The organism is Rhizobium esperanzae, assembly GCF_002204185.1.
Taxonomy (GTDB): domain Bacteria; phylum Pseudomonadota; class Alphaproteobacteria; order Rhizobiales; family Rhizobiaceae; genus Rhizobium; species Rhizobium esperanzae.
On the sequence record NZ_MXPU01000008.1, the window covers coordinates 171,720 to 197,762 of the forward strand.

21 protein-coding genes are annotated in these 26,043 nt (G+C 61.9%); 5 read left to right on the forward strand and 16 right to left on the reverse strand.

The annotated features are described in order from the left end of the window. Positions 1-18: 18 nt before the first annotated feature. From B5E41_RS14515 to B5E41_RS14530, 4 genes are all read right to left on the reverse strand, one after another. Complete coding sequence (locus tag B5E41_RS14515; protein WP_088394634.1) at positions 19-1,515, reverse strand: sugar ABC transporter ATP-binding protein; 1,497 nt, start codon at positions 1,513-1,515, stop codon at positions 19-21. A gap of 107 nt (positions 1,516-1,622) precedes the next feature. Further along, positions 1,623-2,516 carry an NAD(P)-dependent oxidoreductase gene (locus B5E41_RS14520; protein WP_088394636.1) on the reverse strand — a complete coding sequence of 298 codons (894 nt, stop codon included), beginning with the start codon at positions 2,514-2,516 and terminating at the stop codon, positions 1,623-1,625. Beyond that, positions 2,506-3,060, reverse strand: a complete 555-nt coding sequence (locus tag B5E41_RS14525; protein ID WP_088394638.1) for a gluconokinase — start codon at positions 3,058-3,060, stop codon at positions 2,506-2,508. Before B5E41_RS14525 ends, B5E41_RS14520 begins: the two co-directional genes overlap by 11 nt. Before the next feature lie 13 nt (positions 3,061-3,073). Beyond that, complete coding sequence (locus tag B5E41_RS14530) at positions 3,074-3,838, reverse strand: SDR family oxidoreductase (protein ID WP_064826033.1); 765 nt, start codon at positions 3,836-3,838, stop codon at positions 3,074-3,076. A 135-nt stretch (positions 3,839-3,973) separates the two neighbouring features. On the opposite strand from B5E41_RS14530, the gene B5E41_RS14535 reads away from it, so the two are divergent. Together B5E41_RS14535 and B5E41_RS14540 are read left to right on the forward strand one after the other, a co-directional pair. Further along, a complete protein-coding gene (locus B5E41_RS14535) occupies positions 3,974-4,915 on the forward strand; it encodes a 2-hydroxyacid dehydrogenase (protein ID WP_088394640.1) in 942 nt (313 codons plus the stop codon). A gap of 10 nt (positions 4,916-4,925) precedes the next feature. After that, positions 4,926-5,957, forward strand: a complete 1,032-nt coding sequence (locus B5E41_RS14540; protein ID WP_085861257.1) for an L-idonate 5-dehydrogenase — start codon at positions 4,926-4,928, stop codon at positions 5,955-5,957. A gap of 14 nt (positions 5,958-5,971) precedes the next feature. On the opposite strand, the gene B5E41_RS14545 is transcribed toward B5E41_RS14540, so the two are convergent. Further along, entirely contained in the window at positions 5,972-7,045 is a 1,074-nt protein-coding gene (locus B5E41_RS14545) for a LacI family DNA-binding transcriptional regulator (protein ID WP_064807004.1), read from the reverse strand. A 179-nt stretch (positions 7,046-7,224) separates the two neighbouring features. On the opposite strand from B5E41_RS14545, the gene B5E41_RS14550 reads away from it, so the two are divergent. Continuing rightward, entirely contained in the window at positions 7,225-8,151 is a 927-nt protein-coding gene (locus tag B5E41_RS14550) for an SMP-30/gluconolactonase/LRE family protein (protein WP_088394642.1), read from the forward strand. A 252-nt stretch (positions 8,152-8,403) separates the two neighbouring features. Here the strand turns inward: B5E41_RS14550 and B5E41_RS14555 are convergent, their stop codons facing one another. Then, positions 8,404-10,503: a vWA domain-containing protein gene (locus B5E41_RS14555; RefSeq protein ID WP_088394644.1), complete on the reverse strand. Its 2,100-nt coding sequence runs from the start codon at positions 10,501-10,503 to the stop codon at positions 8,404-8,406. After that, entirely contained in the window at positions 10,500-11,024 is a 525-nt protein-coding gene (locus tag B5E41_RS14560; RefSeq protein ID WP_085861254.1) for an RNA polymerase sigma factor, read from the reverse strand. The genes B5E41_RS14555 and B5E41_RS14560 overlap by 4 nt, the downstream gene beginning before the upstream one ends. Positions 11,025-11,289: 265 nt before the next feature. On the opposite strand from B5E41_RS14560, the gene B5E41_RS14565 reads away from it, so the two are divergent. Continuing rightward, positions 11,290-12,201, forward strand: coding sequence for an alpha/beta hydrolase (locus B5E41_RS14565; protein WP_088394646.1), 912 nt, complete (start codon positions 11,290-11,292; stop codon positions 12,199-12,201). 3 nt (positions 12,202-12,204) lie between these two features. On the opposite strand, the gene B5E41_RS14570 is transcribed toward B5E41_RS14565, so the two are convergent. After that, positions 12,205-14,208 (reverse strand): CocE/NonD family hydrolase, encoded by a 2,004-nt coding sequence (locus B5E41_RS14570; protein ID WP_088394648.1) that lies wholly within the window; start codon positions 14,206-14,208, stop codon positions 12,205-12,207. Between the two features lie 21 nt (positions 14,209-14,229). Beyond that, positions 14,230-15,810, reverse strand: coding sequence for an ABC transporter substrate-binding protein (locus B5E41_RS14575; RefSeq protein WP_088394650.1), 1,581 nt, complete (start codon positions 15,808-15,810; stop codon positions 14,230-14,232). A gap of 120 nt (positions 15,811-15,930) precedes the next feature. Between B5E41_RS14575 and B5E41_RS14580 the strand changes: the two genes are divergently transcribed. Continuing rightward, on the forward strand, positions 15,931-16,716 hold the full coding sequence (locus B5E41_RS14580; protein ID WP_086083210.1) for a helix-turn-helix domain-containing protein: 786 nt from the start codon (positions 15,931-15,933) through the stop codon (positions 16,714-16,716). A gap of 56 nt (positions 16,717-16,772) precedes the next feature. Here B5E41_RS14580 and B5E41_RS14585 read toward each other — a convergent pair whose 3' ends face one another. The 7 genes from B5E41_RS14585 to B5E41_RS14615 form a co-directional block, all read right to left on the reverse strand. After that, complete coding sequence (locus B5E41_RS14585) at positions 16,773-18,404, reverse strand: ABC transporter ATP-binding protein (RefSeq protein ID WP_088394652.1); 1,632 nt, start codon at positions 18,402-18,404, stop codon at positions 16,773-16,775. After that, positions 18,397-19,224: an ABC transporter permease gene (locus tag B5E41_RS14590; RefSeq protein WP_088394654.1), complete on the reverse strand. Its 828-nt coding sequence runs from the start codon at positions 19,222-19,224 to the stop codon at positions 18,397-18,399. The genes B5E41_RS14585 and B5E41_RS14590 overlap by 8 nt, the downstream gene beginning before the upstream one ends. After that, complete coding sequence (locus B5E41_RS14595) at positions 19,221-20,228, reverse strand: ABC transporter permease (protein ID WP_088394656.1); 1,008 nt, start codon at positions 20,226-20,228, stop codon at positions 19,221-19,223. Before B5E41_RS14595 ends, B5E41_RS14590 begins: the two co-directional genes overlap by 4 nt. A gap of 97 nt (positions 20,229-20,325) precedes the next feature. Continuing rightward, positions 20,326-21,915, reverse strand: coding sequence for an ABC transporter substrate-binding protein (locus tag B5E41_RS14600; protein ID WP_088394658.1), 1,590 nt, complete (start codon positions 21,913-21,915; stop codon positions 20,326-20,328). 118 nt (positions 21,916-22,033) lie between these two features. Next, the gene (locus B5E41_RS14605; RefSeq protein WP_088394660.1) at positions 22,034-22,816 is read right to left on the reverse strand and encodes a carnitinyl-CoA dehydratase; all 783 of its coding nucleotides are present in this window, start codon (positions 22,814-22,816) and stop codon (positions 22,034-22,036) included. A gap of 7 nt (positions 22,817-22,823) precedes the next feature. Continuing rightward, positions 22,824-24,878 carry an acetate--CoA ligase family protein gene (locus B5E41_RS14610; RefSeq protein ID WP_088394662.1) on the reverse strand — a complete coding sequence of 685 codons (2,055 nt, stop codon included), beginning with the start codon at positions 24,876-24,878 and terminating at the stop codon, positions 22,824-22,826. Between the two features lie 4 nt (positions 24,879-24,882). Beyond that, entirely contained in the window at positions 24,883-26,043 is a 1,161-nt protein-coding gene (locus B5E41_RS14615) for an acyl-CoA dehydrogenase family protein (protein ID WP_088394664.1), read from the reverse strand.

Here is a 26,043-nt window from a genome sequence, read left to right on the forward strand (position 1 = left end):
GGCTGTTCTCCCGATGGCTCAAGCGGCTTCCGATGCGGACGCGGCCGTGATGACCGCCTCCGTCGTGAGCGCGCTTCCAGTCAGTTCGCTGACGATTTTGCCGCGCGAGAAAACCAGCGCGCGGTGGCAGATATGGGCGATTTCCTCGAAGTCGGTCGACACCACGACGACTGCGAGACCAGCTTGCAGCGCCTGGGTGATCAGGCGGTAGATTTCCGCACGCGCGCCGATGTCGACGCCGGCGGTCGGATCTTCCGCAATCAGCAGCTTACGGCCGGTCGCCAGCCAGCGGCCGACGACCACCTTCTGCTGATTGCCGCCCGACAGGGCCTCGACAGGCAGATCCGGATCGTTCGGCCTGAGGCCGACGGACTGGCCGATCGCATGAGCAAGGTCGGCTTCCCCACGCGGAGACAGGAAGGAAAAAAGTCCGCGTCCGACGGCGCCGGGGTTGATATAAGTATTTTCCCGAATGGACAGCGAGAGCGCGACGGATTCCTCCGTCCGGTCGCGGGCGATCAATCCGATGCCCGACGCCATCGCCCTGAGCGGGCTGGAAAGATCCGGCGCCTCGCCACGCAGCAGAACCGAACCGTTGAAGGGCTCGCAGCCGAACAGCGCCCGGCCGATTCTTTCCTGGCCGGCGCCGCGCAATCCAACCAGGCCGAGCAACTCACCCTCGCGGATATCGAAGGAGATCGGGCTCGTGCCGGTGCAAACGAGATCGCGAACCTCGACGATTGCCTTGCCGGGTTTGATCTCGGCTTTGGAAAAGAGGCTGTCACTGCTGCGGCCGATGATCATCGTCACCAGTTCGTCGGGGGTGGTCTCGCTGACCGGCTTCTGCCCGACCATGCATCCGTCGCGCAGCACGGCGACGCGATCGGCGATGCGGAAAATCTCGTCGAGCCGGTGGGAGACATAGATCATGCCGACGCCGCGCTCCTTCAGGGGACGGATGGCGTTGAACAGCCGATCGACTTCATCGGCGGGCAGGCTCGCCGTCGGCTCGTCGAGCACCAGAACATCGGCTTCGACGGCAAGCGCGCGGGCGATGGCGACGAGCGATTTTTCGGTGCGCGACAGGGCCGAGACCCGCGTCGTCGGATCGAAGTCGCAGCCGACCAATTTCAAGGCTTCCTTGGCCCGCGCCTGCGTTCTTCCCCAGTCGATCAGGCCGCTGCGCATCGAGAAACCCTGCGACAAGCCCATATTCTCGCCGACCGTCATCCACTCAATCAGACCGAGATCCTGATGGATGAAGGCGACCGGCTGCCGCTCGTTCGGTTTCGGCGGACGATGATGGTAGCTCTGGCCGCGAAAGAGGATGTCGCCATGATCCGGCTTGTAGATGCCGGCAAGCGTCTTGATCAGGGTCGATTTCCCGGCGCCGTTTTCGCCCAGCAGCGCCAGGATCTCGCCCTCGCGCAGATCGATCGATACGTCACGCAGCGCCTGCGTGCCGCCGAAGCTCTTGGTGATCGATTGGAACTCCAGCAGTCTCTTGGCTTCCACTGTGGCTCCTCCCAAAGCTGCAGCTGTCCTGACGGAAATATGTTATCGATAACATTCATCTGTAGTCAAGCGGAAAGTGACAATCTCCAACGCCCTCGAAGAGGATGTCAGTCGGCCTGCAATCCGTCGAGCAGGCGCATCATCTCGGCCGAGTCCTTCGGCCCAAGACCGGCAGCGCAGAGCAGGCGGTGAATCTCGACCGCCGCGCCCGTCATCGGCAGCGGCGTCTTCGTCTTCAGCGCAAAGGCCTGAAGCGAATCCAGGTCCTTCAGCATGTTGTCGATCCTGCCCGTCGGCGAGAAATCGCGGGCCGCGAATTTCGCCATGAACTCCTGCAGGATGCGGCTATCTGCCCTGCCGCCGGCAAGAGCGGCCGGAATGGCGGAAGGATCGACGCCGCCGGCTTCCGCCAGCTTGACGGCTTCGGCGACCGCCTGGAACAGCACGGCGCAGAACAGCTGGTTGATCAGCTTGGTCGTCTGGCCGGCGCCGGATGGGCCCATCAGCGTGTAATTGGCGGCAAGATGCCGCATCACCACCCGCGCCCGCTCGAAATCCTCGGGGCTGCCGCCGGCCATGATCGTCAGTTTTCCGCCAAGCGCACCGGGCACGCCGCCCGACAGCGGGCAATCCACCCATGCCATGCCGGTTTCCTCGCGCAGCCGCTTTGCCATGTCGGCGGTCTCCGCCGGGTCGATCGAGGACATATCGATCAGCAGCTTATCGGCGTTTGCCGCCGCCGCAACCCCCTTCTCACCGAAGACCACGGCGCGGACGATGTTTGCGTGATTGAGGCTGAGCACACAGAATTGCGACGCGGCGACTGCATCCTCCACGGAACTCGCCGCGTGCGCGCCCTTTGCCGTCAATGCCGCGACCTTTTCGGCATCGAGATCGAAGACCGAGACGTTGTGGCCGGTTTCGATCAGTCGCGTGACGATCGCCGTTCCCATGATGCCGGCGCCGATGACGGCGACATCTGCTCTATAATCATCCTGCATGAAACCCTCCCTTGACGGCCGCGCTTTTCAGCCCCTCACAAGCCAGCGCCACCATATCATCCAAAGCCATATCGATCGCCACCGTGACCACACCGGCTTCACCGTTCGGCGGCTCCAGCGTCTGCAGCTGGCTATCAAGCAGCGACGCCGGCATGAAGTGGCCCTGACGGGCCTGCATCCGCGACAGCAGAAGCTCGCGCGGTCCTTCGAGAAAAACAAACGCCAGGCGTCCGCCCGCAGCCTGTCTCAGCCTGTCCCGATAATTTCTCTTCAGCGCCGAACAGGAAATCACCAATCCGCGCGACGCCTTTTGCGCCGCCCTTATTTCCTCGCCGATCCGGTCGAGCCAAGGCAGGCGGTCTTCGTCGGTGAGCGGGATGCCCTTAGCCATTTTCTCGACATTGGCGGCCGGATGGAGTTGGTCGCCTTCCACAAACCGCATGCCGTTTCGCGCGGCGACGCCCGCTCCAACCGAGGATTTGCCGCAACCGCTGACGCCCATGACCACGACGGCCAGAGGCAGCACTTCTTTCCCGAGCTCCATCGTCGCGTCCCTGTCAGAGGCAGGTAGTGATGCCGCCATCGACATAAAGCGTGTGGCCGTTGATGAAAGACGAGCCACGACCGGAGAGGAAAACGGCGGCCCCCACCAGTTCCTCGACATTGCCCCAGCGTCCGGCCGGCGTCCGTTTCTCCAGCCAGGAGGAGAATTCGGGATTGTCGACGAGCGCCTGGTTGAGCGGCGTCTTGAAATAACCGGGCGCGATCGCATTGATCTGCAGGCCATGTTTGGCCCAGTCGGCGCACATGCCGCGCGTCAGGTTGCGCACCGCGCCCTTGGTCGCCGTGTAAGGGGCAATGCCGGGACGGGCGAGCTCGCTCTGGACGGAGGCGATGTTGATGATCTTGCCATGCCCGCGGGCAATCATCGCCTTGGCAGCCGCCTGGCCGACGTAAAAGACGCTCGAAATATTGGTGGTCAGCAGCAGCTCCCATTTGTCCGCCGGGAAATCTTCCAACGGCGTGCGAAACTGCATGCCGGCATTGTTGATCAGGATGTCGAGCGGGCCGATATCGGCCTCGATCGCGTCGATGCCCGCTTTGGCGGCGTCCTTGCTGGTTACGTCGAAGATGGCCGCATGGGCAGTCAGTCCCTGCGCCTTGAGGCTCTCGACCGCGCGCTTGACGCTTTCGGGCGTCCGGCCGTTGATGACCACCGCGGCGCCGTGCTGCGCCAGGCCCTCGGCCAGCGCATAACCGATCCCCTGGCTCGAGCCGGTGATCAGGGCAAGCTGCCCGGTCAGATCAAACAGGTTCTTCATGCAAATCACTCCTCCGGTGTCGCTGCGAATGACGGCTTATACCGCCACTTCAGGTGAAACTCACTTGACATCCCTTGCTCGGATTATATGTTATCGATAACATAATCAACAGCCAAAATGCGGGATGGAAACGAAATGCCTGACGTAGAAATCTTGATGGCCGGGGCCTATCCGGAGTGGGACATGGTCGATCTGGAGGCGACCTACCGCATCCACCGCCTGTGGGAAGCCGCGGATCGGCAGGAACTGATTTCGAAGGTCGGCAGCAATATCCGCGCCATCGCGACGCGCGGCGAACTCGGCGCTTCCGCCGATCTGATGAAGCAACTGCCGAAGCTCGAAATCGTTTCCTGTTACGGTGTCGGCACCGACGCCATCGACCTCTCCTATGCCCGCGCCAACGGCATTCGCGTGACGAATACTCCTGACGTGCTGACCGAAGACGTCGCCGATATCGCCATCGGACTGCTGCTTGCCACGGCACGCCAGATTCCGCAGGCCGACGTTTTCGTCCGCGCCGGCCAGTGGGGCAATGTCGCCATGCCGTTGGTAACGCGGGTTTCGGGCAAGAAGGTCGGGATCGTCGGCATGGGGCGGATCGGCAAGGCGATCGCCAAGCGGGCTGCCGCTTTCGGCTGCGACATCTCTTATTTCGCCCGCAATAGGGACCAGGACGTCGCCTATGGTTATGAAGCCAATCTGGTCGCGCTTGCCAATTGGGCCGACTTCCTGATCGTCATCGTTCCCGGAGGGGCCGCGACCATGAAGATCATCAACGCCGAGGTGCTGGAAGCGCTCGGTCCGGAAGGCATGCTGATCAACGTTTCGCGCGGAACGACCGTCGATGAGGAGGCACTGATCGCAGCGCTTCAGAACCGCACCATCCAAGCCGCCGGCCTTGACGTTTTCCTCAACGAGCCGAAAATCGATGCGCGCTTCCTGACGCTGCCAAACGTCGTGCTGCAGCCCCATCACGGCTCCGGCACCATCGAAACCCGCAAGGCCATGGGCAAACTGGTCAGAGACAATCTCGCCGCGCATTTTGCCGGTCGCGCGCTTCCGACTCCGGTCGTATGAGGATCCCGATATGAAAGCCATCGTCATTCACGCCGCCAAGGATCTCAGGATCGAAGAGCGCGAGCCGGAGGTTGCCGGAGCTGGGCAGGTGGAGATCGCCATTGAAGCCGGCGGCATCTGCGGCTCCGACCTGCATTATTACAATCATGGCGGCTTCGGCACCGTTCGCCTGCGCGAACCGATGATCCTCGGCCACGAGATCGCCGGCACCGTCAAGGCGCTGGGTGCCGGCGTGAGCGACCTTGCCGTTGGAGACCGCGTTGCGGTTTCCCCGAGCCGGCCGTGCAGCCATTGCCAATATTGCCTGAAGGGACAGCAGAACCACTGCCTGAACATGCGGTTCTACGGCAGCGCCATGCCCATGCCGCACATTCAAGGCGGCTTCCGCCAGCGGCTGGTGGCGGAGCGCTGGCAATGCCACAAGGTCGCCGACGGCATTTCCATTCATGAGGCTGCCTTCGCCGAGCCCTTCGCCGTGACGCTGCATGCGGCAAGCCGCGCCGGATCGCTGCTCGGCAAGCGGGTGCTGGTCACCGGATGCGGCCCCATCGGCATGCTGGCGATCGTTGCCGCCCGCGTTCTCGGCGCCCGCGAAATTGTCGCGACCGACGTCACCGACAGCGTTCTGGCGATTGCCCGCACCAGCGGCGCAGATCGAACGATCAATGTTGCCACTGATGCCGCCGAACTTGCCGCCTACGGCGCCGACAAGGGATATTTCGATGTCATGTTCGAGGCGTCGGGCAATGAGCGGGCGGTGCGCGCCGGCCTGGAGGTGCTGAAGCCCCGTGCCGTTCTCGTGCAGCTCGGCCTTGGCGGCGATGTCTCCATTCCGCAGAACATGATCGTTGCCAAGGAAATTGAGATGCGCGGCACATTCCGCTTTCACGAGGAGTTCGGGCTCGCCGTCGAACTGATCAATGCGCGCCGCGTCGATCTGAAGCCGCTGCTGACAGGGGTTTTTGCCATCGAAGAGGCTGTCGCCGCCTTCGAACTGGCCAGCGACCGCAGCAAGTCGATGAAGGTGCAGATCGCCTTCTGACGCTTATGCCTAACCTATGAGGCGCCGCTGCGATCGGTACTTTCGCGCAGAACGACCCTGTAGCCTGTCAATGTAATCTCGTCGCCGGTCGCCTCGCCGCTGCCCTGTAGGGCATCGAGTAGGCGGGCGGCGGCCTGACGGCCGATGCCGTAACAGTCGACATTGATGGTGGTAATGCTGGGATGACAGATCGACGAGATCTCGTAATCGCCGAAGCCGGCCACGGCGATATCACCCGGCACGCTCATTCCCCTGCGCTTGCATTCCATGATCGCGCCGAAGGCGGAAAGGTCGGAAACGCAGAGGACCACTTCCGTGTCCGGCCAGCGCTCCAGCAGGCTCACGATCGCCTGGCCGCCCTGTTCCATGGTGATCGGCGGCACGCCGAAGGAAATCGCCCGACCAGGCCCCAGGCCCAGTTCCTCGACGGTCTTCAGGAAACCGCTTCGCCGCTGGCTGCCGCGCGTATCGCGCGCCGTCGTTCCGCCGATATAACCGAACTTCCGATAACCCTGGCTCGCCAGCGTCCGCACCAGCAGCGACATCGCCTCGCTGTTGGAAAAGCCGACCACATGGTTGATCGGCTCCTCCGGAAGCTCCCAGGTTTCCACCACCGGAATGCCGGCCTTATCAAGCATGCGTCGGGCGCGGTCGGTATGCGAACCGCCGGTCAGGATGACGCCTTCGGGGCGCCGTCGCAGCATCGCCTCGATCAGCTTTTCTTCTTTCTCGGCGGAATAGTCGGTATAGCCGAGAAGAAGCTGAAGGCCGGTATTCTCCAGCGCATCGGTAATGCCGCGGGCGGTGTCGGAGAAATTCGAATTGTTGATGGAGGGCACCAGCGCCGCGATGAAGCCGCTGCGCCGCGAGGAAAGACTGCCGGCCGAAAGGTCGAGCACATAGCCGAGCGCATCGACGGCTTCCATGATGCGCTTGCGCGTCTCTTCGGAAACACTCGCATCCTGCCGAAAGGCGCGCGAGACGGTCATAGCCGATACGCCGACATATTTGGCGACCTCAGCCATCGTCAGCTTCTGGGCGTCTCCTCCTTTGAGACGCTTGTCTTTTGGCTCATCCTCGTTTTTCAATGGGCCCCGCTTTCAAAACAGCTTCCGAGTTGGGCAACTCTGGACACGATAAAGTTATCGCTATCATCGCACAATCGATATTATTGCAGGAATGCGTCGTTCCACAGTCCGTGGGGTCTCTGTACGAAGACTGCAAAACAAGGCAGGATGATATCGATAACAAGTTGGAAGGGAGCATCATGTTCGGAGAAATCGAGGGTACGGGCTTTGAGGTTCTCGACCCGCGCTTTGAAAACTGCTTCGTCGGCCATGCCCGCGTCGAGCGGCTTTGGACGGGCGGTCGCTGGCTGGAGGGACCGGCCTGGTTCGCCGCCGGGCGCTACCTGGTCTTCTCGGATATCCCCAACAATCGTATGATGCGCTACGATGATACCAGCGGGCAGACGTCGGTCTTCCGCTCGCCCAGCAACAATTCGAACGGCAACACCGTCGACAACCAGGGACGGCTTGTTACTTGCGAGCATCTGACGCGCCGGATCACGCGGACGGATTTCGACGGTGGGATGACCGTCCTGGCCGATCGCATTGCGGGCAAACGGCTCAATTCTCCCAATGACGTCACCGTCAAATCCGACGGCACGATCTGGTTCACCGACCCGAGCTACGGCATCCTCCACGATTACGAGGGCGACTACGGCGAAGAGGAAATCGGCGGATGCCATGTTTACCGGCATGATGCGGAAACAGGCACGACCGAGCAGATGACGTCCGATTTCGTCAAGCCTAACGGGCTGGCCTTCTCCCCGGATGAGACAGTGCTCTACATCGCCGATACCGGAGGTACGCATCTGGCGGGCGGCCCGCGTCATATTCGAAAACTCGCCGTATCGGAGAATGGAAAGCTGGCCGATCTCGGCATTTTCGCCGAATGCACCTCAGGCTTTTTCGACGGCTTTCGCGTCGACCGGAAGGGCAGGATCTGGACGAGCGCCGCCGATGGCGTGCATGCTTACGATCCGGATGGCACCCTGCTCGGCAAGATCCATATTCCCGAGATCGTCTCCAATGTCGCTTTCGGCGGCGCGAAACTGAACCGCCTCTTCATCACCGCAACAACCTCTCTCTACGCTGTCTATCTCACGGCCAACGGCTCAAGACTGGGATAATCGCTGAGCCGCCTCTCAGGCGGCCTCGGTTTGTTGACAAACTCTCCTCCGTCATGCTCGGCCTTGTGCCGAGCATCTGACCACAATAATTTCTTGACGGTAAAACGTTTGTTTTCAGCGACTTACCTTGGTCGAGGCAGATCCTCGGCACAAGGCCGAGGATGACGTCGCGGGTTTTGCAGTGGTTGCCCGCAAGCCTGAGGCCGCCTTTTCAGGCGGCCCGCCTCTACCAGCGCATGGGCGATCCTCTCCTTAACGCTGGCTGAGGCTGTCAGCCAGCCTGACGAGACCGAGCAAATCCGATCTGTAGCCGAAGGGATCCGTCCCCCGCGACGCCGCAGCGAGGTCGGCAATCGCCTGGTAGGAATAGGCATCGACGGCGGCGATGCGGCTCAGTTTTTGGCCGAAGGCGGCGACGGCCACCGAGAAGCGGACGTCCTGCGGCGCGGCGTCGATGGTGGCGACCGCGTTGCCGTCACCGACCGGCGTGGTGATCAGGGCGCTCTTGTCTTCGCCCGGCCGCTTGTAGCGCATCTTGACGAAGGCGAGCTCGCCCTGATGCGCGCTGCCCGATGCCTCGGCCGGCGCCTTGCTGGGTACGCCGTAACGCAGGTCATCATTCATGACCGCGGGGCTTCCCTTGGGCGTAATCTCGTAGATCGCCGTGACGCTGTGGCCGGAACCGATATCGCCGGCATCGATGCGGTCATTGTTGAAATCCTCGCGGTTGAGGGCGCGCGTCTCATAACCGATCAGCCGGTATTCGGCGATCCGTTCCGGGTTGAACTCGACCTGGAACTTGGCGTCCTTGGCGATCGGAAACAGCGTCGATCCGGCTTCTTCGACCAAGGTCTTCTGCGCCTCCGCCAGGGTGTCGATATAGGCGGCGCTGCCATTGCCGTTCTGGGCGAGCGTCTGCATCAGGGAATCGTTGAGATTGCCGCGGCCGAAGCCGAGAACGGTCAGGAAGATGCCGTCCTTGCGTTTCTCCTCGATGATGCGTTTCAGATCCTCGTCACTCGACGGGCCGACATTGAAGTCGCCGTCCGTCGCCAGCATCACCCGGTTGACGCCGTCCTTGACGAAAGCCTTTTTGGCAAGATCGTAGGCCGCCTCGATGCCCTCCGCGCCGCCGGTCGAGCCTCCAGCCTCCAGCCCGTCGATCGCCGACAGAATCTTCGATTTCTCCGCCACCCGCGTCGGCTCGAGCACCGTGCCGGCATTGCCGGCATAGGTGACGATCGACACGGTGTCGTCGGCCTTCAGCCTGTTGACCAGCAGCCGGAAGGCGCTCTTCAGCAGCGGCAGCTTGTCCGGTTCGTCCATCGAGCCCGAGACGTCGATCAGAAAAACGAGATTGGCGTGCGGCGCGGTCGCCGGCGCGATGTCATAACCCTTGATCGCCACGTGCATCAGTTCCGTGTCGTGGTTCCACGGGGTCGGCATCACCGTCACGGTCGCCTTGAAAGGCTGATCGGCCTTCTCGGGACCCGGCCAGTCATAGGGGAAATAATTGATCATCTCTTCGACGCGAACCGATTGCGGATCCGGCATCGCCCCGCCGGTGAGCGACCGGCGGACAAAGGAATAGGAAGCGCTGTCGACATCGGCGGAGAAGGTCGAAACCGGATCCGTCGCGACACTCTTGATCGGATTAGCCGCGGCATTGGCAAAGCGTTCGCGGCTGGGATCGAGCTGAATCTGCATACGCCCATCTGCTGGCGGAACAGGCGAGGGGGCAACGGCCATCGGTTCAGCCAACAGCTGGCCCTGAGCAACCACACCAGGAGCGACCGGCGCAGCACGTTTGGCCATGCCAAGAGCCGCCGCGGAATCCTCCGACTTGCTCTTGAGAGCGGCGATTTCGCCTGCATCGAATTCAGCGCGCAACTCCGCGGCGGACTTTGCCGCCTGAGGCTCCTTGTCCTGCAAGATTTGAGCGCTATCAGCCGCAGACGATTGAGCCGGCCGATTCTCTTCGGCCGGCGCTTCGGAAAGCCTGGGTTGGGACGGTTTCGCCACCCCATTTGTCGAAACAGTGCCGGCGATCTTCTCCTGGTCGATAATCGGCTGATTGCGGGTCAGCTCGAGGGTGAGATAACCGGCGGCGGGAATGACGAGCAGCGTCGCAAGGGCTGAACCGGCGAGGACTTTCTTATTCACAGCAGGGCTCCATATCCAGTTGATGATGGAGCTTGGACGCCAGCCTTTGGCATTTCCTTGGGCTGCCGCTGCATTATTTTCTGCGCTGTCGAAGGCCTGCATCGCCGCCGCAAGGGCGCGCGCCCGCGCCTGCGGATCGATGGCGGGCGGGGTGAGGCGGGAGAGTTTTTCGAGTTCCTTGTCCATCATACCTCTTCCTTGCCAAACATGGCCTTCAGCCGCTTGCGCGCCTCGTGGACCTGCCAGGAGACGGTCGCCTCCGAGCAGCCCATGACATCGGCGGCGGCCGAATGGCTGAGGCCCTCGCCATAGACGAGCAGCACGGCGTCGCATTGCCGTTCCGGCAAAGCGCGCACGGCCGCCCATAATGCGCTCGATATCTCGTTGTCGTCTCCGCCCGGCGCATCCGCCTGCGGTTCGGCCGCATAGGCGCGGAACGTCTGCTGCTCTCGTGCGCGTTTGCGTCTGTGATCGCGAGCGGCGTTCAGCGTCAGCGTATAAAGCCATGTCCGGAAGCGGCTGGCGCCGCGAAAGTCGCGGATGGCGGCGCCGATTTTGACGCAGACCTCCTGGGCGATATCGTCCGCATCGGTGGAATTGCCCGACCATCGCCACGCCGTCGCGCGGACGAAATCATAATGGCGCGAGACCAGCTGCCCGAAGGCCTCCCTGTCGCCGCGCTGTGCTCGTTCTATGAGCTCCGCATCCAATGCGCACCTACCCCCAAGCTATCAAGCAAGATGCTATTTCAGGATTGAGACGTTTCTCCGAGGGCTTTCCTTGGGTCGTCGCCGAAATTTTATCGGATCTTTTTGAAAAAGACGGCAAAGCCCTGGAAATGCGAGATCAAAATAAGAAAGCATCGCGACATACATGGGTCGCGGCCAGACAGATTGCCTCCGCCGCAAAGGGGCATGATGCACGCAGAGTCGGCCAAGGGCATGATCCGCATGTCCAAAATCGAAAGGACCCTCAATGTCCGCTCCATCGCCTGTCCCCACCGAAAAGGGCATTCTGCAGTTTCTCCAGATTTGCGATAGCTTCTATCCCGCAGACGCCGTCGAAGCGCCGGTCGAGCAGCAGCGGCTTTGGTACGATGCTCTTTGTGCGCGCTTCGACCGCCCGCTGCCCCCGGATATGATCTTTGCGGACGGCATGGTTCAGCGCATACCGATCCGGCGCTACCGTCCGCGGAAAATCATCACCCGGACTGTTCTGCTTTATATCCATGGCGGCGGCTTCGTTGTCGGTTCGCTTGAGAGCCATCACGCCATCTGCGCCGAGATCGCTGATTTTGCCGGCGCCGAACTCGTTTCCGTCGATTACCGGCTGGCCCCTGAATATCGCTGGCCGGCGCAGACTGATGACGGCTTCGCCGTGCTCAAACATCTGCTTGCCGCCAGCAACAAAGTCGTGCTGATCGGTGACAGCGCCGGCGGCAATCTTGCAGCGGGCCTTGCCTTGCGGGCGCGCAATGAGGAGCTATCGGGCGTCGTCGGCCAGGTGCTGATCTACCCTAGCCTCGGCGGCGACCTCAATGCGGGGTCTTATGTGGAAATGACCGCCGCACCCGGCCTGACGACGGCCGATGTCGCCTATTATCGCGAGATCCTGCGGGCACCTGAAGGAAATGAGATCGCCGAGCCGCTGCAGGCAGCTTCGCTCGTCGGACTGCCGCCGGCCTTCATCACCGTCGCGCATTTCGATCCGCTTCGCGATGACGGCCGGCACTATGCCGCCCGGCTGACCGCGAAGGGCATCGAAGTCTGGTTCCGGGAGGAGCCGCAGATGGTGCATGCCTGGCTGCGCGCCCGCCATATGAGCGATGGCGCGCGCGATGGCTTCCGCGCTGTCTGCGAGGCCGTCAGGCATTTCGCGATGCTTTGACGATCACATCAGATCGCGCGCAACCTTCTTTTCCGCGAAGATCTGTTCGAAGATCTGCACGTCGTCCTCGAACGCCGTGACGACGGCGCTGATGATCCAATCGGATGCAGTACAGGCAATCCGCGCCGTGGCCACCGTCCGCACGAACCAGCCGGGACGGTGCATGTCGCAGGTCCAGGTCGACACACCGGTCATCGACAGCGGATCATCCGGCGAAATCGACCAGACTTCCTCGCGCAATTGCCGGGTCGACAGGCCCGTGTTGGGATGTTCGTAAAGCCCGGTCTCCTCATGGATGCGATAGTCCGTCCGATTGGCCGAGAGATCCCGGACGATCTGCCGTTTCGTCGCGGCAGCCGCATGCTCGATATATTTCGGCAGGGGATCGGGGTTGGCCGGTTCGGCGATTTCAATCCTGCGATGATCGCCGAGCATCGGCAGCCCCAGACCGAGCGAGGCGATATCGATGTCGATCCCTTCGTTCTCAGGCGGCGGCAGGATCATCGGCCAATAGGCGGTGGACAGCGAAAGGCGGATGCGATGCCCCTTGCGGAAACGATAGCCGCAGGCATCGAGCACCAGTCGGATCGACACCATCTCGCCCGGGATCAGCGGCTTCGGATCGGCATTGCCGTCGCGGTGGGTGAGATTGACGACGCCGAAGGCGACCCGCATGGAGGTGCTGTCGGGATGGACGTCGATCAGCCGGGCGCAGAGGTTCGCATGCGCCGCCCGGGACCGCAGCCGCAGTGTCAGCACCGGCCGACCGAGATAGTCGCAATCATCGGCAAGCGGCATGGTATCGAAGACCAGCGAGCCGGCATCGTCGCAGCGTTGATCGACCGCCATTTCGGCGTCGGGCTTCAGCGTGAAATATTCACCCGATGCCGTGCCGGTATCGAGTGAAGAACGCACATAAACCGGATGCTCGGGCGCATGCGGGATCGGCATGCCTTCGGTCAGCCTGCCGAATTGCTCGACGTAGAAACATTGCATGTGCGGCGGCGTCCAGACATCCCGCGCGATCCAGAATCCGGGATCGCTGTCGCGCCGCGGCGCCGGGCGGACGGCATCGAGAATATAGGCGCGGGCCTGCGGCAGTTTGTCGATGCCATTGTCCTCGCCACGCAGCCATTTGTTCCACCAGGCGATCGCTTCGCCATGGAAATCGGCGCGCGGTTTCGGCCAGGCGAAGTGCGGATATTTGTGCACCCAGGGACCGATCAGCGCCTTCGCCTTCTCGCCCAGCCCCTCGACCGCCATCAACGGCGTGTTGCGGTAGCCATCGGCCCAGCCGGCCACAACGAGCGTCGGGATTTCGACGCTCGAAAAATCCTCCGAGATCGAGCCGTGACGCCAGAAATCATCGCGCCGCTGATGGGTCAGCCACTCCTCCATGAAAAAGGGTTCGCCTGCCAGGCGCTCAAGCCACATCTCCTTCCAGCGCTCGCCGACAAGTGCCGGATCGGGCGGGCGTGACTGGTAGCCAAGCATCGTCGCCGCCCATGACAGCTGGGCGGAGAGATGGCAGCCGTTCTTGTAGTGGATATCGTCATTATAGCGGTCGACGGTCGAGGCGATCGAGATGACGGCTTTGAGCGCCGGCGGCCGCAATGCAGCGACCTGCAGGCTGTTGAAGCCCCCCCAGGAGATGCCCATCATGCCGACGGAGCCGTTCGACCATGGCTGCGCGGCGATCCAGGCGATCAGCTCGCAGGCATCGGCAAGCTCACGCTCGGTATATTCGCCGTCAATGACGCCGTCGGATTCCCCCGAACCGCGGATATCGACGCGCACGCCGGCAATGCCGGCGGCGGCGAACACCGGATAGGTCGACTCGTCCCTGGGGCTGGTCCCGTCCCGCTTCCGGTAGGGCAGGAATTCGAACACTGCAGGAACGGGATCCTGCTCAGCGCCGTCGGGCATCCAGATGCGTGCCGCCAGCCGCGTCCGATCCTTCAAGGTGATCCACTGATTTTCGATGGTCGTGAAGCTGCGGTCTGACATTGTCATATATCCAGAAGAGCTTTAGGCATTAAGCCACACGCGGCTGCCGATGTAGCCGTTGGACATATCGTTGCCGATATCGTCGACATATCCCTTCAGCATTTTCGAAGAGGCCATGATGTAGTCGTTGAAGACGGGCAGGATCAGACCGCCATCGTCTCGCACCATCAGGGCCAATTGCCGATAAAGCACCTTGCGCTTGGCCTCATCGAGTTCTGACCTTGCTTGCAGAACCAATTTGTCGAAGTCAGGGCGCTTGAAACGCGTGTCGTTCCATTCTGCGGTCGACAGGTAAGAGGTGGAATAGCGCGAATCCTGGGTCGGACGACCGCCCCAGAACGAGGCGCAGAAGGGCTGTTTGTTCCAGACATTGGTCCAGTAGCCGTCTTCCGGTTCGCGCTTGACGTCGATCGTGATGCCGGCCTTGCGTGCGCTTTGCTGGAACAGGATCGCCGCATCCACAGCGCCCGGAAAGGCTGCGTCTGACGTGAGCAGTTGAATGGAGCGGTCGAGACCCGCTTTCTTGAAGTGGAAGGCGGCCTTGTCTGGATCATAAGGGCGCTGCTCGATATCGGTCGGGGCGAGAGCGTAGTTGGAATTGACCGGATAGTCGTTGCCGATGACTCCGTAGCCGCCCAGAACCTTGTCGAGGATCGCCTGACGATCGATGGCATATTTCAGCGCAAGCCGAAGATCGGTGTTGTCGAAGGGAGCCGTGTCGCAATGCATTAGGAAACAATAGAAGCCCTTGCCTGCATTCCGGAGGATTTCGACGGTCGGTGCTCGCTGCAGCATCGGCACTGTCTTTGGGTCGACATTGTTGACGAAATGGACTTGACCGGAGGCAAGTGCGGCAACGCGGGCGGTGTTGTCGTTGATGACGAGGATTTCGATACTGTCGACAAAGCCGCGGTCGGAGCGCCAATCCTTCGGGTTTTTCTCGAAGGTTGCGTGAACGCCCGGTTCGAAGCTTTTCAGAATGTAAGGACCTGTACCGATGGCCGCCGCAGGCTTGTCGAGGCCGCCCTTCGGTTGGATGATCAGGTGATAGTCGGTCAAAAGCAAAGGCAGGTCCGCATTGCCTTCCGAAAGTGTGAGGACAAGGTCGCCCGCTTTTTCTTCGATGCCGGTGATCGAGGCCATGAGTCCCAGAGCGCCCGACTGCGAATTCTTCTCCGCGTGTCGCTTCAGTGTCGCGACGATGTCCGCGACGGTCATCTTGCTGCCGTCGTGAAACTGCACGTCGTTCCTGATTTTGAAAGTCCAGACGGATGCGTCCGCCGATGGCGTCCAGGAAGTCGCCAGCGACGGCAAGGGCATACCGGTCTTAGGGTCGGAGTCGACAAGTGTGTCGCCCCAGAGACGGCCAATCACGAACAACACGGAGGCGCTATAGGTCGCGGGGTCGAGCGCATCACTGGTGGCGCCGCCCTTGAGACCGAGTTTCAGATGACCACCGCGCTTCGCTTCCTGCGCGCGGGCATCGCGCGGCATCAGGAGGCCGGAGGTGAGAGCTGGCAAAGCACTCAGCGCGACGGCACCGCCAACGAAGTGACGGCGGCCGATACTCAGAGGCGAAGATTGATCCTTTTCACGTGTCATTTCAGTTCCCTTCTCAACGTTATTAGAAGGGAACGTAGAGATCAGGCTGCTTCACGCAATTTCGCGACTTGACGCATCTTTGAGCGAGTTTACGCTACTATCATTAAGACGGAACCGCCGATGCCTCACCTAGTCGAGAACCTCAAGATCGCCTGTGCCACGCAGCGTTCCATTTCGCATCTTTGCCGCGCGATCGACATCAACCGGCAGCAATTCAATCGATATATCAACGGCCAGACGAGGCCGTCTGCCCATAATCTCGCGCGCATAGCCAAGTATTTCGATCTCGACGCAGCCGACTTTGGTCTCGCTCCCAGGCTCTTTCGCGAGCGGCTTCGCAAACCGAATCTAGATCTCAATCAAAGTTCCGAACTATTAAAGGCGTTCCCGGGCGATCTGGCCGCGCTCCGGCGCCATATCGGCTATTTCCAGACTTATCATCGCTCCCCGTCCTGGCCGGGAATGGTTGTGTGTTCGTGCAGCCGCTTTGTGGAGAAGGGTGGGCTTGTGCATGTCAAATCCATGGAGCGTCTGCGGGACGCTGGAAACGGCATCCAGCAGTTTTCGAAATATGTCGGCCTTGCGGCCTTCTATCGAAACCGGATCTTCATTACGGAGCGAGTCGTCGGCCCGAATCCGGTACTTTCACAGACGATTCTCCTGCCATTCGATGAGTACCAGCGCTTCTATCTGCGCGGGACGACAATGGGAGTTTCGTGGCGACGGGAAAATCTCCCGTATGCGTCGCGGATGATCTGGCGGCATGTCGGCGCCGAGCCCAACCTGCGCGAGCTTCTGTCGCGTTGCGGACCACTGCCGCTGTCTTCACGCCAGCTGCCACCGACGGTGCGCTCGTTCCTCGCAGATCCATCCGCGGAAGTGTATGCGGTGCCGGCAGAGTATTGAAGACACCGATCAACGAAGCCATCATATCCGGATGAGTGCCGGAAGATTTCGAGCCTTCAATTCCCGGCGCTTGCCATCTTCCGCGTCGTCAGCACCCGCTCCAGCCAGCCGATCTCCATCTCGGGTACGGATTTGAGCAACAGGTCGGTGTAGTCGTCGAAGGGCGGCGACAGCGCCGTCGATTTCGGGCCGAAGCGCACCAGCTTGCCGCGATGCATCACCGCCACGCTGTCGGCAATCGCCCGGACGATCGCGATGTCGTGGGTGATGAAGATGTAGGACAGCTGTTCCTCCTGTTGCAGACGCAGCAGCAGCTTGAGGATGCCCTCGGCCACCAGCGGATCGAGCGCCGAAGTCGGCTCGTCGCAGAGGATCAGCTCGGGCTTGGCGGCAAGAGCTCGGGCAATCGCCACACGCTGCTTCTGACCGCCGGACAATTCCGCCGGGTAGCGATCGATGAAGCCGTTGCCCATTTCGATCTGGTCGAGCAGCTCCTTCACCCGTGCGGTTTTTGCCCCACCCCTCAGGCCGTAATAGAAGGTCAGTGGCCGACCGATGATGTCGCGCACCGTCTGCCGCGGATTCATCGCCGTATCGGCCATCTGATAGATCAGCTGGATGCGCCTGAGATCGTCGTTCGGCCGACTCTTGAGAGCCGGCATCAGCACCTTGCCGGCAAAGACGACACGCCCGCTGCTTGGCGGCAACAGGCCGGTGATGACGCGTGCCAGCGTCGATTTACCGGAACCGGATTCGCCGACGACGGCGAGCGTCTGACCCCTCGGCACATGCAAGGAAACATCATGCAGCACCTTGAAGCCGTTGGAATATTCGGCGCTGACATTCTCTACCTTGAGCAGCGCCGTGGATTGATCGGCCGCTTCCTCGCGATAGGCCTGCCTGACATTCACCAGCGCCCGGGTATAATCTTCCCGCGGCGCTTCGATGATCTGCTGAACGCTGCCATATTCGACCTGCTTGCCATGGCGCAGGACCATGATGTCGTCCGAAATCTGGGCGACGACGGCAAGGTCATGGGTGATGTAGAGGGCCGCCGTGCGAGTCTCCTCGATCGCATGCTTGATCGCCGCCAGCACGTCGATCTGCGTGGTGACGTCAAGCGCCGTGGTCGGCTCGTCGAAAACGATGAGTTCAGGATTCGAGCAGAGCGCCATCGCCGTCATCGCGCGCTGCAACTGGCCGCCGGAGACCTGATGGGCAAAGCGCTCGCCGAAGGTTTCGGGGTTGGGCAGGCCGAGAACACGGAACAGATAAAGCGCCCGTTTGCGCGCCTCCTCCCTCGTCATGAGCCCATGCTTGACCGATGCTTCGATTACCTGATCGCCGAGCCTGTGCGCCGGATTGAAGGCGGCTGCCGCCGATTGCGCGACATAGCAGACGCGGGCGCCCCGGATTTTCCTCACACCGTTCTTGCCGAGCGCCAGAATGTCGGTGCCGTCGAGCCGAACCTCGCCGCCGGTGATTTCGGCGCCGCCGCGGCCATAGGCAAGCGCCGAGAGGCCGATCGTCGACTTGCCGGCGCCCGATTCTCCGATCAGGCCGAGAACCTTGCCCTTCTTGAGGTCGAAGGAAACGCCGTCGACGATCGTAACACGCTTGGGCGGCTCGCCCGGCGGATAGCTGGTCGCCTCGATCTTGAGATTGCGAACGGAAAGAAGCTCAGGCATCGCCACGCCCTCCCTTGAGGCTGGATGTGCGTTTCAGCAGCCAATCGACGACGAGATTGACGCAGATGGCGAGTACCGCGATCGCCGTGCCCGGCACCAATGCGGCTGAAATGCCGAAGATGATCCCGTCCTTATTGTCCTTGACCATGCCGCCCCAGTCGGCGGCCGGCGGCTGGATCCCGAGGCCGAGAAAGGAGAGCGTCGAGAGGAACAGGATCGAGAAGGCGAAGCGCAATCCGAACTCGGCCAGCAGCGGCGACAGCGTGTTCGGCAGGATTTCGCGGAAGATGATCCAGAGCTTGCCTTCGCCGCGCAGCTTGGCCGCCTCAACGAATTCCATCACCGCCACATCGAGCGCCACGGCGCGGCCGAGACGGTAGACGCGAGTGGAATCGAGGATCGCCATGACAAGGATCAGGACGACGATATTCTGCGGCAGAACCGCGAGCACCACCAGCGCGAAGATCAGCGTCGGGATCGACATCATCAGATCGTTGAAGCGGGAAAAGACCGTGTCGATAAGGCCTCGCGAGACGGCCGCCGTGAAGCTCAGGATGATGCCGAGCGAGAAGGAGATGATGGTGGCGGCGGAGGCGACGAGCAGCGTCGTGCGCGCGCCGTAGATCAGCCGTGAGAGGATATCGCGGCCGAGATTGTCGAGGCCAAAGACATATTTATCGTCTGGCAGCTGCCAGACGTCGCCGACGACTTGGGTCTCCCCGTAGGGCGCGATCCAGGGCGCGAAGACAGCGAAAATGAAGGCGACGGCAATGCCGGCCATGCCGATCCAGGCGGTGATGGGTATGTCTCTTGCTCTCATCGCGGATGCCTCAGCCGCGGATTGGCGATGATCGCAAGGATGTCGGCAATCATGTTGAGGAAGATGTAGACGGCCGCGAAGATCAGGCCGCAGGCCTGCACCACGGGCATGTCGCGCACCGTGACCGCGTCGACCATATATTGCCCCATGCCGGGATAGACGAAGACCACTTCGACGACGACGACGCCGACCACGAGATAGGCGAGGTTCAATGCGACGACATTGATGATCGGCGCCAGCGCGTTAGGGGCGGCGTGCTTGACGATCGCGCGGAAGGCACTGAGACCTTTAAGCTCGGCGGTCTCCATATAGGCCGACGACATGACGGAGAGAATGGCAGCCCGGGTCATGCGCATCATATGCGCCAGCACGACAAGCACCAAGGTCGCCGTCGGCAGGGCGATCGCCTTCAGGCGTTCGAGGAAGCCCATGCTGTCATAGACGGTCGCCGGAAAGGTGGCCATGCCCAACTTCACGGCGAAGAAGAGGATCAGCAGGTAGCCGATGAAGAATTCCGGCAGGGAGATCGCCGCAAGCGAGATCACGTTGATGATCTTATCCGGCATGCGGTTGCGGAAATGCACCGAGAACATGCCGAGGCCGACAGCGAGCGGCACCGAAATCACCGCCGCGAAACCCGCCAGAAAGAGCGAATTGCCGAGGCGCTTGCCGATCTGTTCGCTCACCGAATTCTTGCTGGCCCAGGAAGTGCCGAAGTCACCCTGGACGGCATTGCCGAGCCACTCGACGTAACGTGTCGTCACCGGCCGGTCCAGTCCGAGATCCTGGCGGATATTGGCAACAGCCTGCGGCGTTGCCGACTGGCCGAGATAGGTGGTGGCAAAATCGCCGGGCAGTGCTTCGAGCCCGCCGAAGATCAGGATGGAAACCGCAAAAAGCAGAATAATGCTGAGCACGAAGCGCTCGAGGATGAGGGCAAGCAACGGAAAACGCTGCCGGAGCCTCAGGCCCGGCAAGATATTGCTTGGGGCAGGGTTGGTCATGGCAAATGCCTTTGGCTAAAACGTCGGGAGGACCGCGGGTTTTCTTCCCACGGTCCCAGCTTCGTCGGAGATCGGAGGGGCGATGCGCCCCTTGCCATCAGGCGTCCAGCCAGACGCGGGTTGCGACGTAACCGTTCGACATGTCGTTGCCGATATCGTGGACATACCCCTTCACCTGCTTGGTGGAGGCATTCACGAAGTCGTTGAACATCGGCAGGATCACGCCGCCTTCGTCGCGCACCATCATCGCCATGGTGCGGTACATGTCCTTGCGCTTGGCTTCATCAAGCTCGGATCGGGCCTGCAGCAGCAGCTTGTCGAAGTCAGGACGCTTGAACTTGGTGTCGTTCCAGTCCGCCGTCGAAAGATAGGCGGTGGAATACATCTGATCCTGCGTCGGACGGCCGCCCCAATAGGAAGTCGAGAAGGGCTGGACGTTCCAGACATTGGTCCAGTAGCCGTCGCCGGGCTCGCGCTTAACCTCGATCTCGATCCCGGCCTTTTTGCAGCTTTCCTGGTAGAGCACGGCCGCATCGACAGCGCCGGGGAAGGCGACTTCCGAGGTGCGCAAGAGGACCGAGCCGCTATGGCCCGACTTTTTGTAGTGGAAGGCAGCCTTGTCGGGGTCGTAAGTGCGCTGTTCGATGCCCTCTGGAAACAGCGCATAGGTGGCGTTGATCGGGAAGTCGTTGCCGACCTTTCCGTAACCGCCGAGGATCTTCTGCACCATGGTTTCGCGGTCCATGGCGTATTTGAGCGCAAGCCGCAGGTCGTTGTTGTCGAACGGCGCCTTGTCGCAATGCATGATGAACACGTAATGGCCGCGGCCGGCAGTCGAGAGGATCTCGACATTGGGGGCGCGTTTCAACAGGTTGACGGTCTTCGGATCGACGCGGTTGATGTAATGCACCTGGCCGGACGAGAGTGCGGCGATGCGGGCGGTTGCGTCGTTCATGCCGATGATTTCGATCGAGTCGACATAACCCCGGTCGCTGCGCCAGTCGTCCTTGTTCTTCTCGAAGGTGGCGCGCACGCCAGGCTCGAAGCTCGTCAGCTTGTACGGGCCGGTGCCGATCGACGCCAGCGGATCGTCGACGCCGCCGTTGGGCTGGATGACCAGATGGTAGTCGGACAGCAGCAGCGGCATGTCGGCATTGCCTTCGCTGAGCGTCAGCACGAGGTTGCCGCCGTCGGCCTTGATCTCCTTGATCGAACCGAGGACACCGAGCGCGCCTGATTCCGACTTTTTGTCGGTATGACGCTTCAGCGTCGCGACGACGTCGTCAATCGTCAGTTCCTTGCCATCGTGGAACTTGACTCCCTTGCGGATCTTGAAGGTCCAGGTGACGGCATCCTTCGAGGGTTCCCAGGATTCAGCGAGCGCCGGCACGGCGGCACCCGTCAGTGGATCGGATTCGACCAGCATGTCGCCCCAGCAGCGGCCGACGCAGAACATGAACTGTGACAGGAATTTTGCCGGGTCCTTGGAATCGGTGGCGGCACCGCCTTCGAGACCGAGCTTCAGATGGCCGCCGCGCTTTGGTTCGGCGGCTTCGGCGCTTTCGGTGAAAAGCTTGTCGGCGACGGCAAGCGTGATGCCGGCCGCCATGGCGCGTCCCATGAATTCGCGGCGGCTCAATCCGCCTGCAGTGACGCGACTTGTGAGATATTTCGTATGGTCGTTCATTCCCCAGTTCCTTCTTTGTGGTGCGTTGACAGAACTTCCGGGCAGGATCGCAGACGGTTTCCTCTCCGCCTCCGGTGCCCGCATCATGCGGGAAAACACTGCGGTTGCTGCCGCCTCCTCATCGTCCTTTCCAAACAGGGTTTCGCTTCTCGGCGAAGGCGCGGGCGCCTTCCAATTGGTCTTCGCTCGAATAGAGCCTGTCGACGGTTGCAAACTGCCGCTTGGTGATCTTGTTCATGGCAGTCTGGAACGTCGAACCCTCTGCTTCGCGCACGATCTCCTTGATGGCCGCATAGACGAGCGGCGGTCCGCTTTCGAGCAGCCGGGCAAGCTCCCAGGCTCTTTCCATCAGCCGGTCGGCCGGTAGAACCTCGTTGACGAAACCCCAGCGATGCGACTCGTGAACGTCGAGCCAGCGTCCGGTCAAAAGCATGTCCATGGCAATGTGATAGGGGATGCGCTTCGGCAGCTTGATCGAAGCGGCATCGGCGACCGTGCCCGAACGGATTTCCGGCAAGGCGAAACTCGCATGCTCGGCGGCGATGATCAGATCGGTCGAAAGCGCGATCTCCAGCCCGCCGCCGCAACAGATGCCGTTGACCGCACAAATGACCGGCTTGTTGAGGTCACGCAGTTCCTGCAGCCCGCCGAAACCACCTACGCCGTAGTCACCGTCGACGGCATCACCAGCGGCGGCCGCCTTCAAATCCCATCCGGCGCAGAAAAACTTCTCGCCCGCACCCGTGACGATGGCGACACGCAATTCGGGGTGGTCGCGAAAATCCCGGAAGATCAATCCCATGTCACGGCTGGTCGCAAGGTCGATGGCGTTCGCCTTCGGCCGGTCGATGACGACTTCGAGCACTCCGCCGTCACGTCGTGTACGAATATGGTCGTTCAAACCTGTGCTACCTCCTTCGCCGTATGAGGGCATCGACTACGGCTACACCGCGCCCTTCGGGAAGAACCATCAATGGATTAAGGTCCAGTTCCTCCAGGCGCACCGCATTCGTTACGACATATTCTGCCGTAGCTGCGACAGCATCGACAACGGCTTCGAGATCGCCCCTTGGCCGGCCACGATAGCCATGAAGCAATTTGGCAATCTTGAGACGCGAAACCGCAGCATAGATCTCGGTTTTCGTCGTCGGAAGCGGCAGGATGACGGAATCGTCGAGCAGTTCGACGAAAATTCCGCCCGCTCCCAATGTCAGCGACAGGCCGAAGACCGGATCGCGGGTGGCGCCGACGATCAGTTCTGCGACAGGGGGACCGATCATCTTCTCGACGAGATAACCGGCGTCGCACGCCATTGCCGCCGCCGCATCCGATACTGCCTTCGCATCCTTTAGATTGAGCACGACAGCTCCGGCCTCGGTCTTGTGCGCAATGCCGAGCCCCTTCAGAACGACGGGGAAGCCGAGCCGTTCGGCCTGTTCGGCTGCTTCGCGGGAAGAGAAAGCCTGCAGCCCCCAGGGAACAGGGAGGCCGCAGGCGGCAAGCTCGGCCTTCGCCTCGCTCTCCGTCAGCGTCTCGATTTCGCCGACTGTAGGGGCGACGTCGAGCAGCGGCAGGGGAGGCGGGCTATTCCAAGCTTGGCCAATGCCGGCGGCGACTTCCGCCGCAGCGATGGTTTCATCGATACCGGAAAAAGCGACGACGCCATTGGCCATCAGTCGGTCGGCGACCGGCTCCGGCATGTTCTCGGGGAGCGTCGCGAGCAGTCCGGTGAGCGCGCCGGTCGCAGAGGCCGCGGCAATGACGGCATCTGCCGTCGTTGCCCATTCGGACACATCGCAGCGGTCGCCCCGCGGGAAATCGAGCACGACGAGATTGAGGGCATAACCGCCTTCGAACATGGCGCTGAAGGCTTCTGTCTGGCGGGTGAAATCACCCCACACGAAAGTGTGGTAGTCGAGCGGATTGGAGAGCGTCACCATCTCCCCAAGAGCCCGCCGCAAACGCGGCAATTGCTGCGGCTGCAGGGCCGGGAATTCCACCTTGCAGCCGACGGCGGCGTCCGCCATCAACGAAGCCTCGCCGCCGGAGCAACTCATGGACGAGATCGAGTGGCCGGGGAGAGGACCGGCGACATGCAGCAGCTTCAGGGTTTCGAGCAGCGCCGGCAGGCTCTGGACACGGCCGAGACCGAGGCGGGCCAGCACGGCGTCCGCTACCGCATCGCTGCCGGCAAGCGAGGCGGTGTGCGATACCGCCGCATGTCTTGCCTGCTCGGACCTGCCGACCTTGAGCACGACGACCGGCTTCTTCAACCGACGGGCAATGGTGGCCAAGCGTTCAAGGGCGGAGAGATCACCAAAACCTTCGACGTGCAGCCCGACCGCCGTGATCCGCGGATCCTCCATGAGCGCGCAGGCGACATCGGCAAGCGATGTCTGCGCCTGGTTGCCTGCCGTGACCACATAGGCGATCGGCAGGCCGCGGGTCTGCATGGTCAGGTTGATCGCGATATTGGAGGACTGCGTGAGGATCGCTACGCCGCGTTCGATCCGCTGCATGCCGTGCTGGTCGGGCCATAACAGAGCGCCATCGAGGCCGTTGATCAGCCCGTAGCAGTTCGGCCCGAGGATCGGCATGCCGCCCGCCGCCTCCAGAAGGGCCTGCTGCAGTTCGGTGCCGTCGGCAAGTTCCGCCGTCGCCTCGCGGAAGCCCGATGCATAGCAGACCGCTCCACCGGCGCCGGCCTCTGAAAGGCTGCGCACGATCTCGACTGTCAGCGTCCTGTTGACACCGACGAAAGCAGCGTCTGGGGCAGAAGGCAGATCGGCTACGGAGCGATAACACGGCCGTCCAAGCACCTGCTCGAGTTTGGGATGGACGGGCCAGATCTGACCTGAAAAGCTCATGCGGTCGCATTGCTCGATCACCCTGCGCGCCTCGCGGCCGCCGAAGACGGCGATCGTTTGCGGTCTGAGCAGGCGGTCGAGCGGTCTTGAAGTCATCGGCTCACGCTCCCAGGGGCCGGAGCAGGTCGCGGCTGATGATATGCCGCTGGATTTCCGAGGTGCCGTCCCAGATGCGCTCGACGCGCGCATCGCGCCAGAAGCGGGCAAGCGGCAGGTCATCCATCAGACCCATGCCGCCATAGATTTGGATCGCCTCGTCAGTGACCCGAGCCAGCATTTCGGAGGCATAGAGCTTGGCCGAGGCAATCTGCCGGTCGGCTACAAGACCGGCATCGAGCCGCCAGGCGGCTGCAAGCGTCAGCCAGTCGGCCGCGTCGATCTCGGTGATCATGTCGGCGAGCTTGAACGACACGCCCTGATTGGCGCCGATCGGCCTGCCGAACTGCCTGCGTTCGGCGGCATAGGGCAAGGCCATCTCGAAGACCCGGCGTGCCCGGCCGACGCAGGTGGCGGCAACCGTCAGCCGGGTGCCGTAGAGCCATTGATTGGCGATATCGAAGCCACGATGCACCTCGCCCAGCACCTGAGCCTCAGGGATCCGGCAATCGGTAAAGCTGAGGGTACTATTGTGATAGCCGCGATGCGAAACGGAATCGTAGCCCTTGAGGATTTCGAACCCCGGCGTGCCGCGATCGACGAGGAAGGCGGTGATCTTCTTCTTGATGCCTTTCGGCGTTTCCTCCTCGCCGGTGGCGGCAAAGACGATGACGAAATCGGCGACATCGGCGTGCGAGATGAAATGTTTCGTGCCGTTGAGGACGAAATCGGCGCCGTCGCGGCGGGCGGCGCATTTCATGCCGCGCATATCGGAACCGGCATCCGGCTCGGTGATGGCAAGCGCATCAATCTTCTCGCCGCGCACCGCCGGCAGGAGATAGCGTTGGCGCTGCTCGCCCTCGCAGGCCATCAGGATGCCGGAAGGCCGGCCGAAGAAAACCGTCAGCCCCAGCGAGCCGCGCCCGAGTTCCCGCTCGACCAGCGTGAAGGTGACATGGTCGAGGCCGGCGCCGCCGACCTCCTCCGGGAAATTGCAGGCGTAGAAGCCGAGATCGATGCATTTGCGCTGAATCTCGCGCCCGAGTTCCGACGGAACGAAGCCGGTCCGCTCGACCTCGTTCTCATGCGGATAGATCTCTGTTTCGACGAAAGCGCGGACCGTCTCGACGATCATTTCCTGTTCTTCGCTGAGGCCAAAATTCAT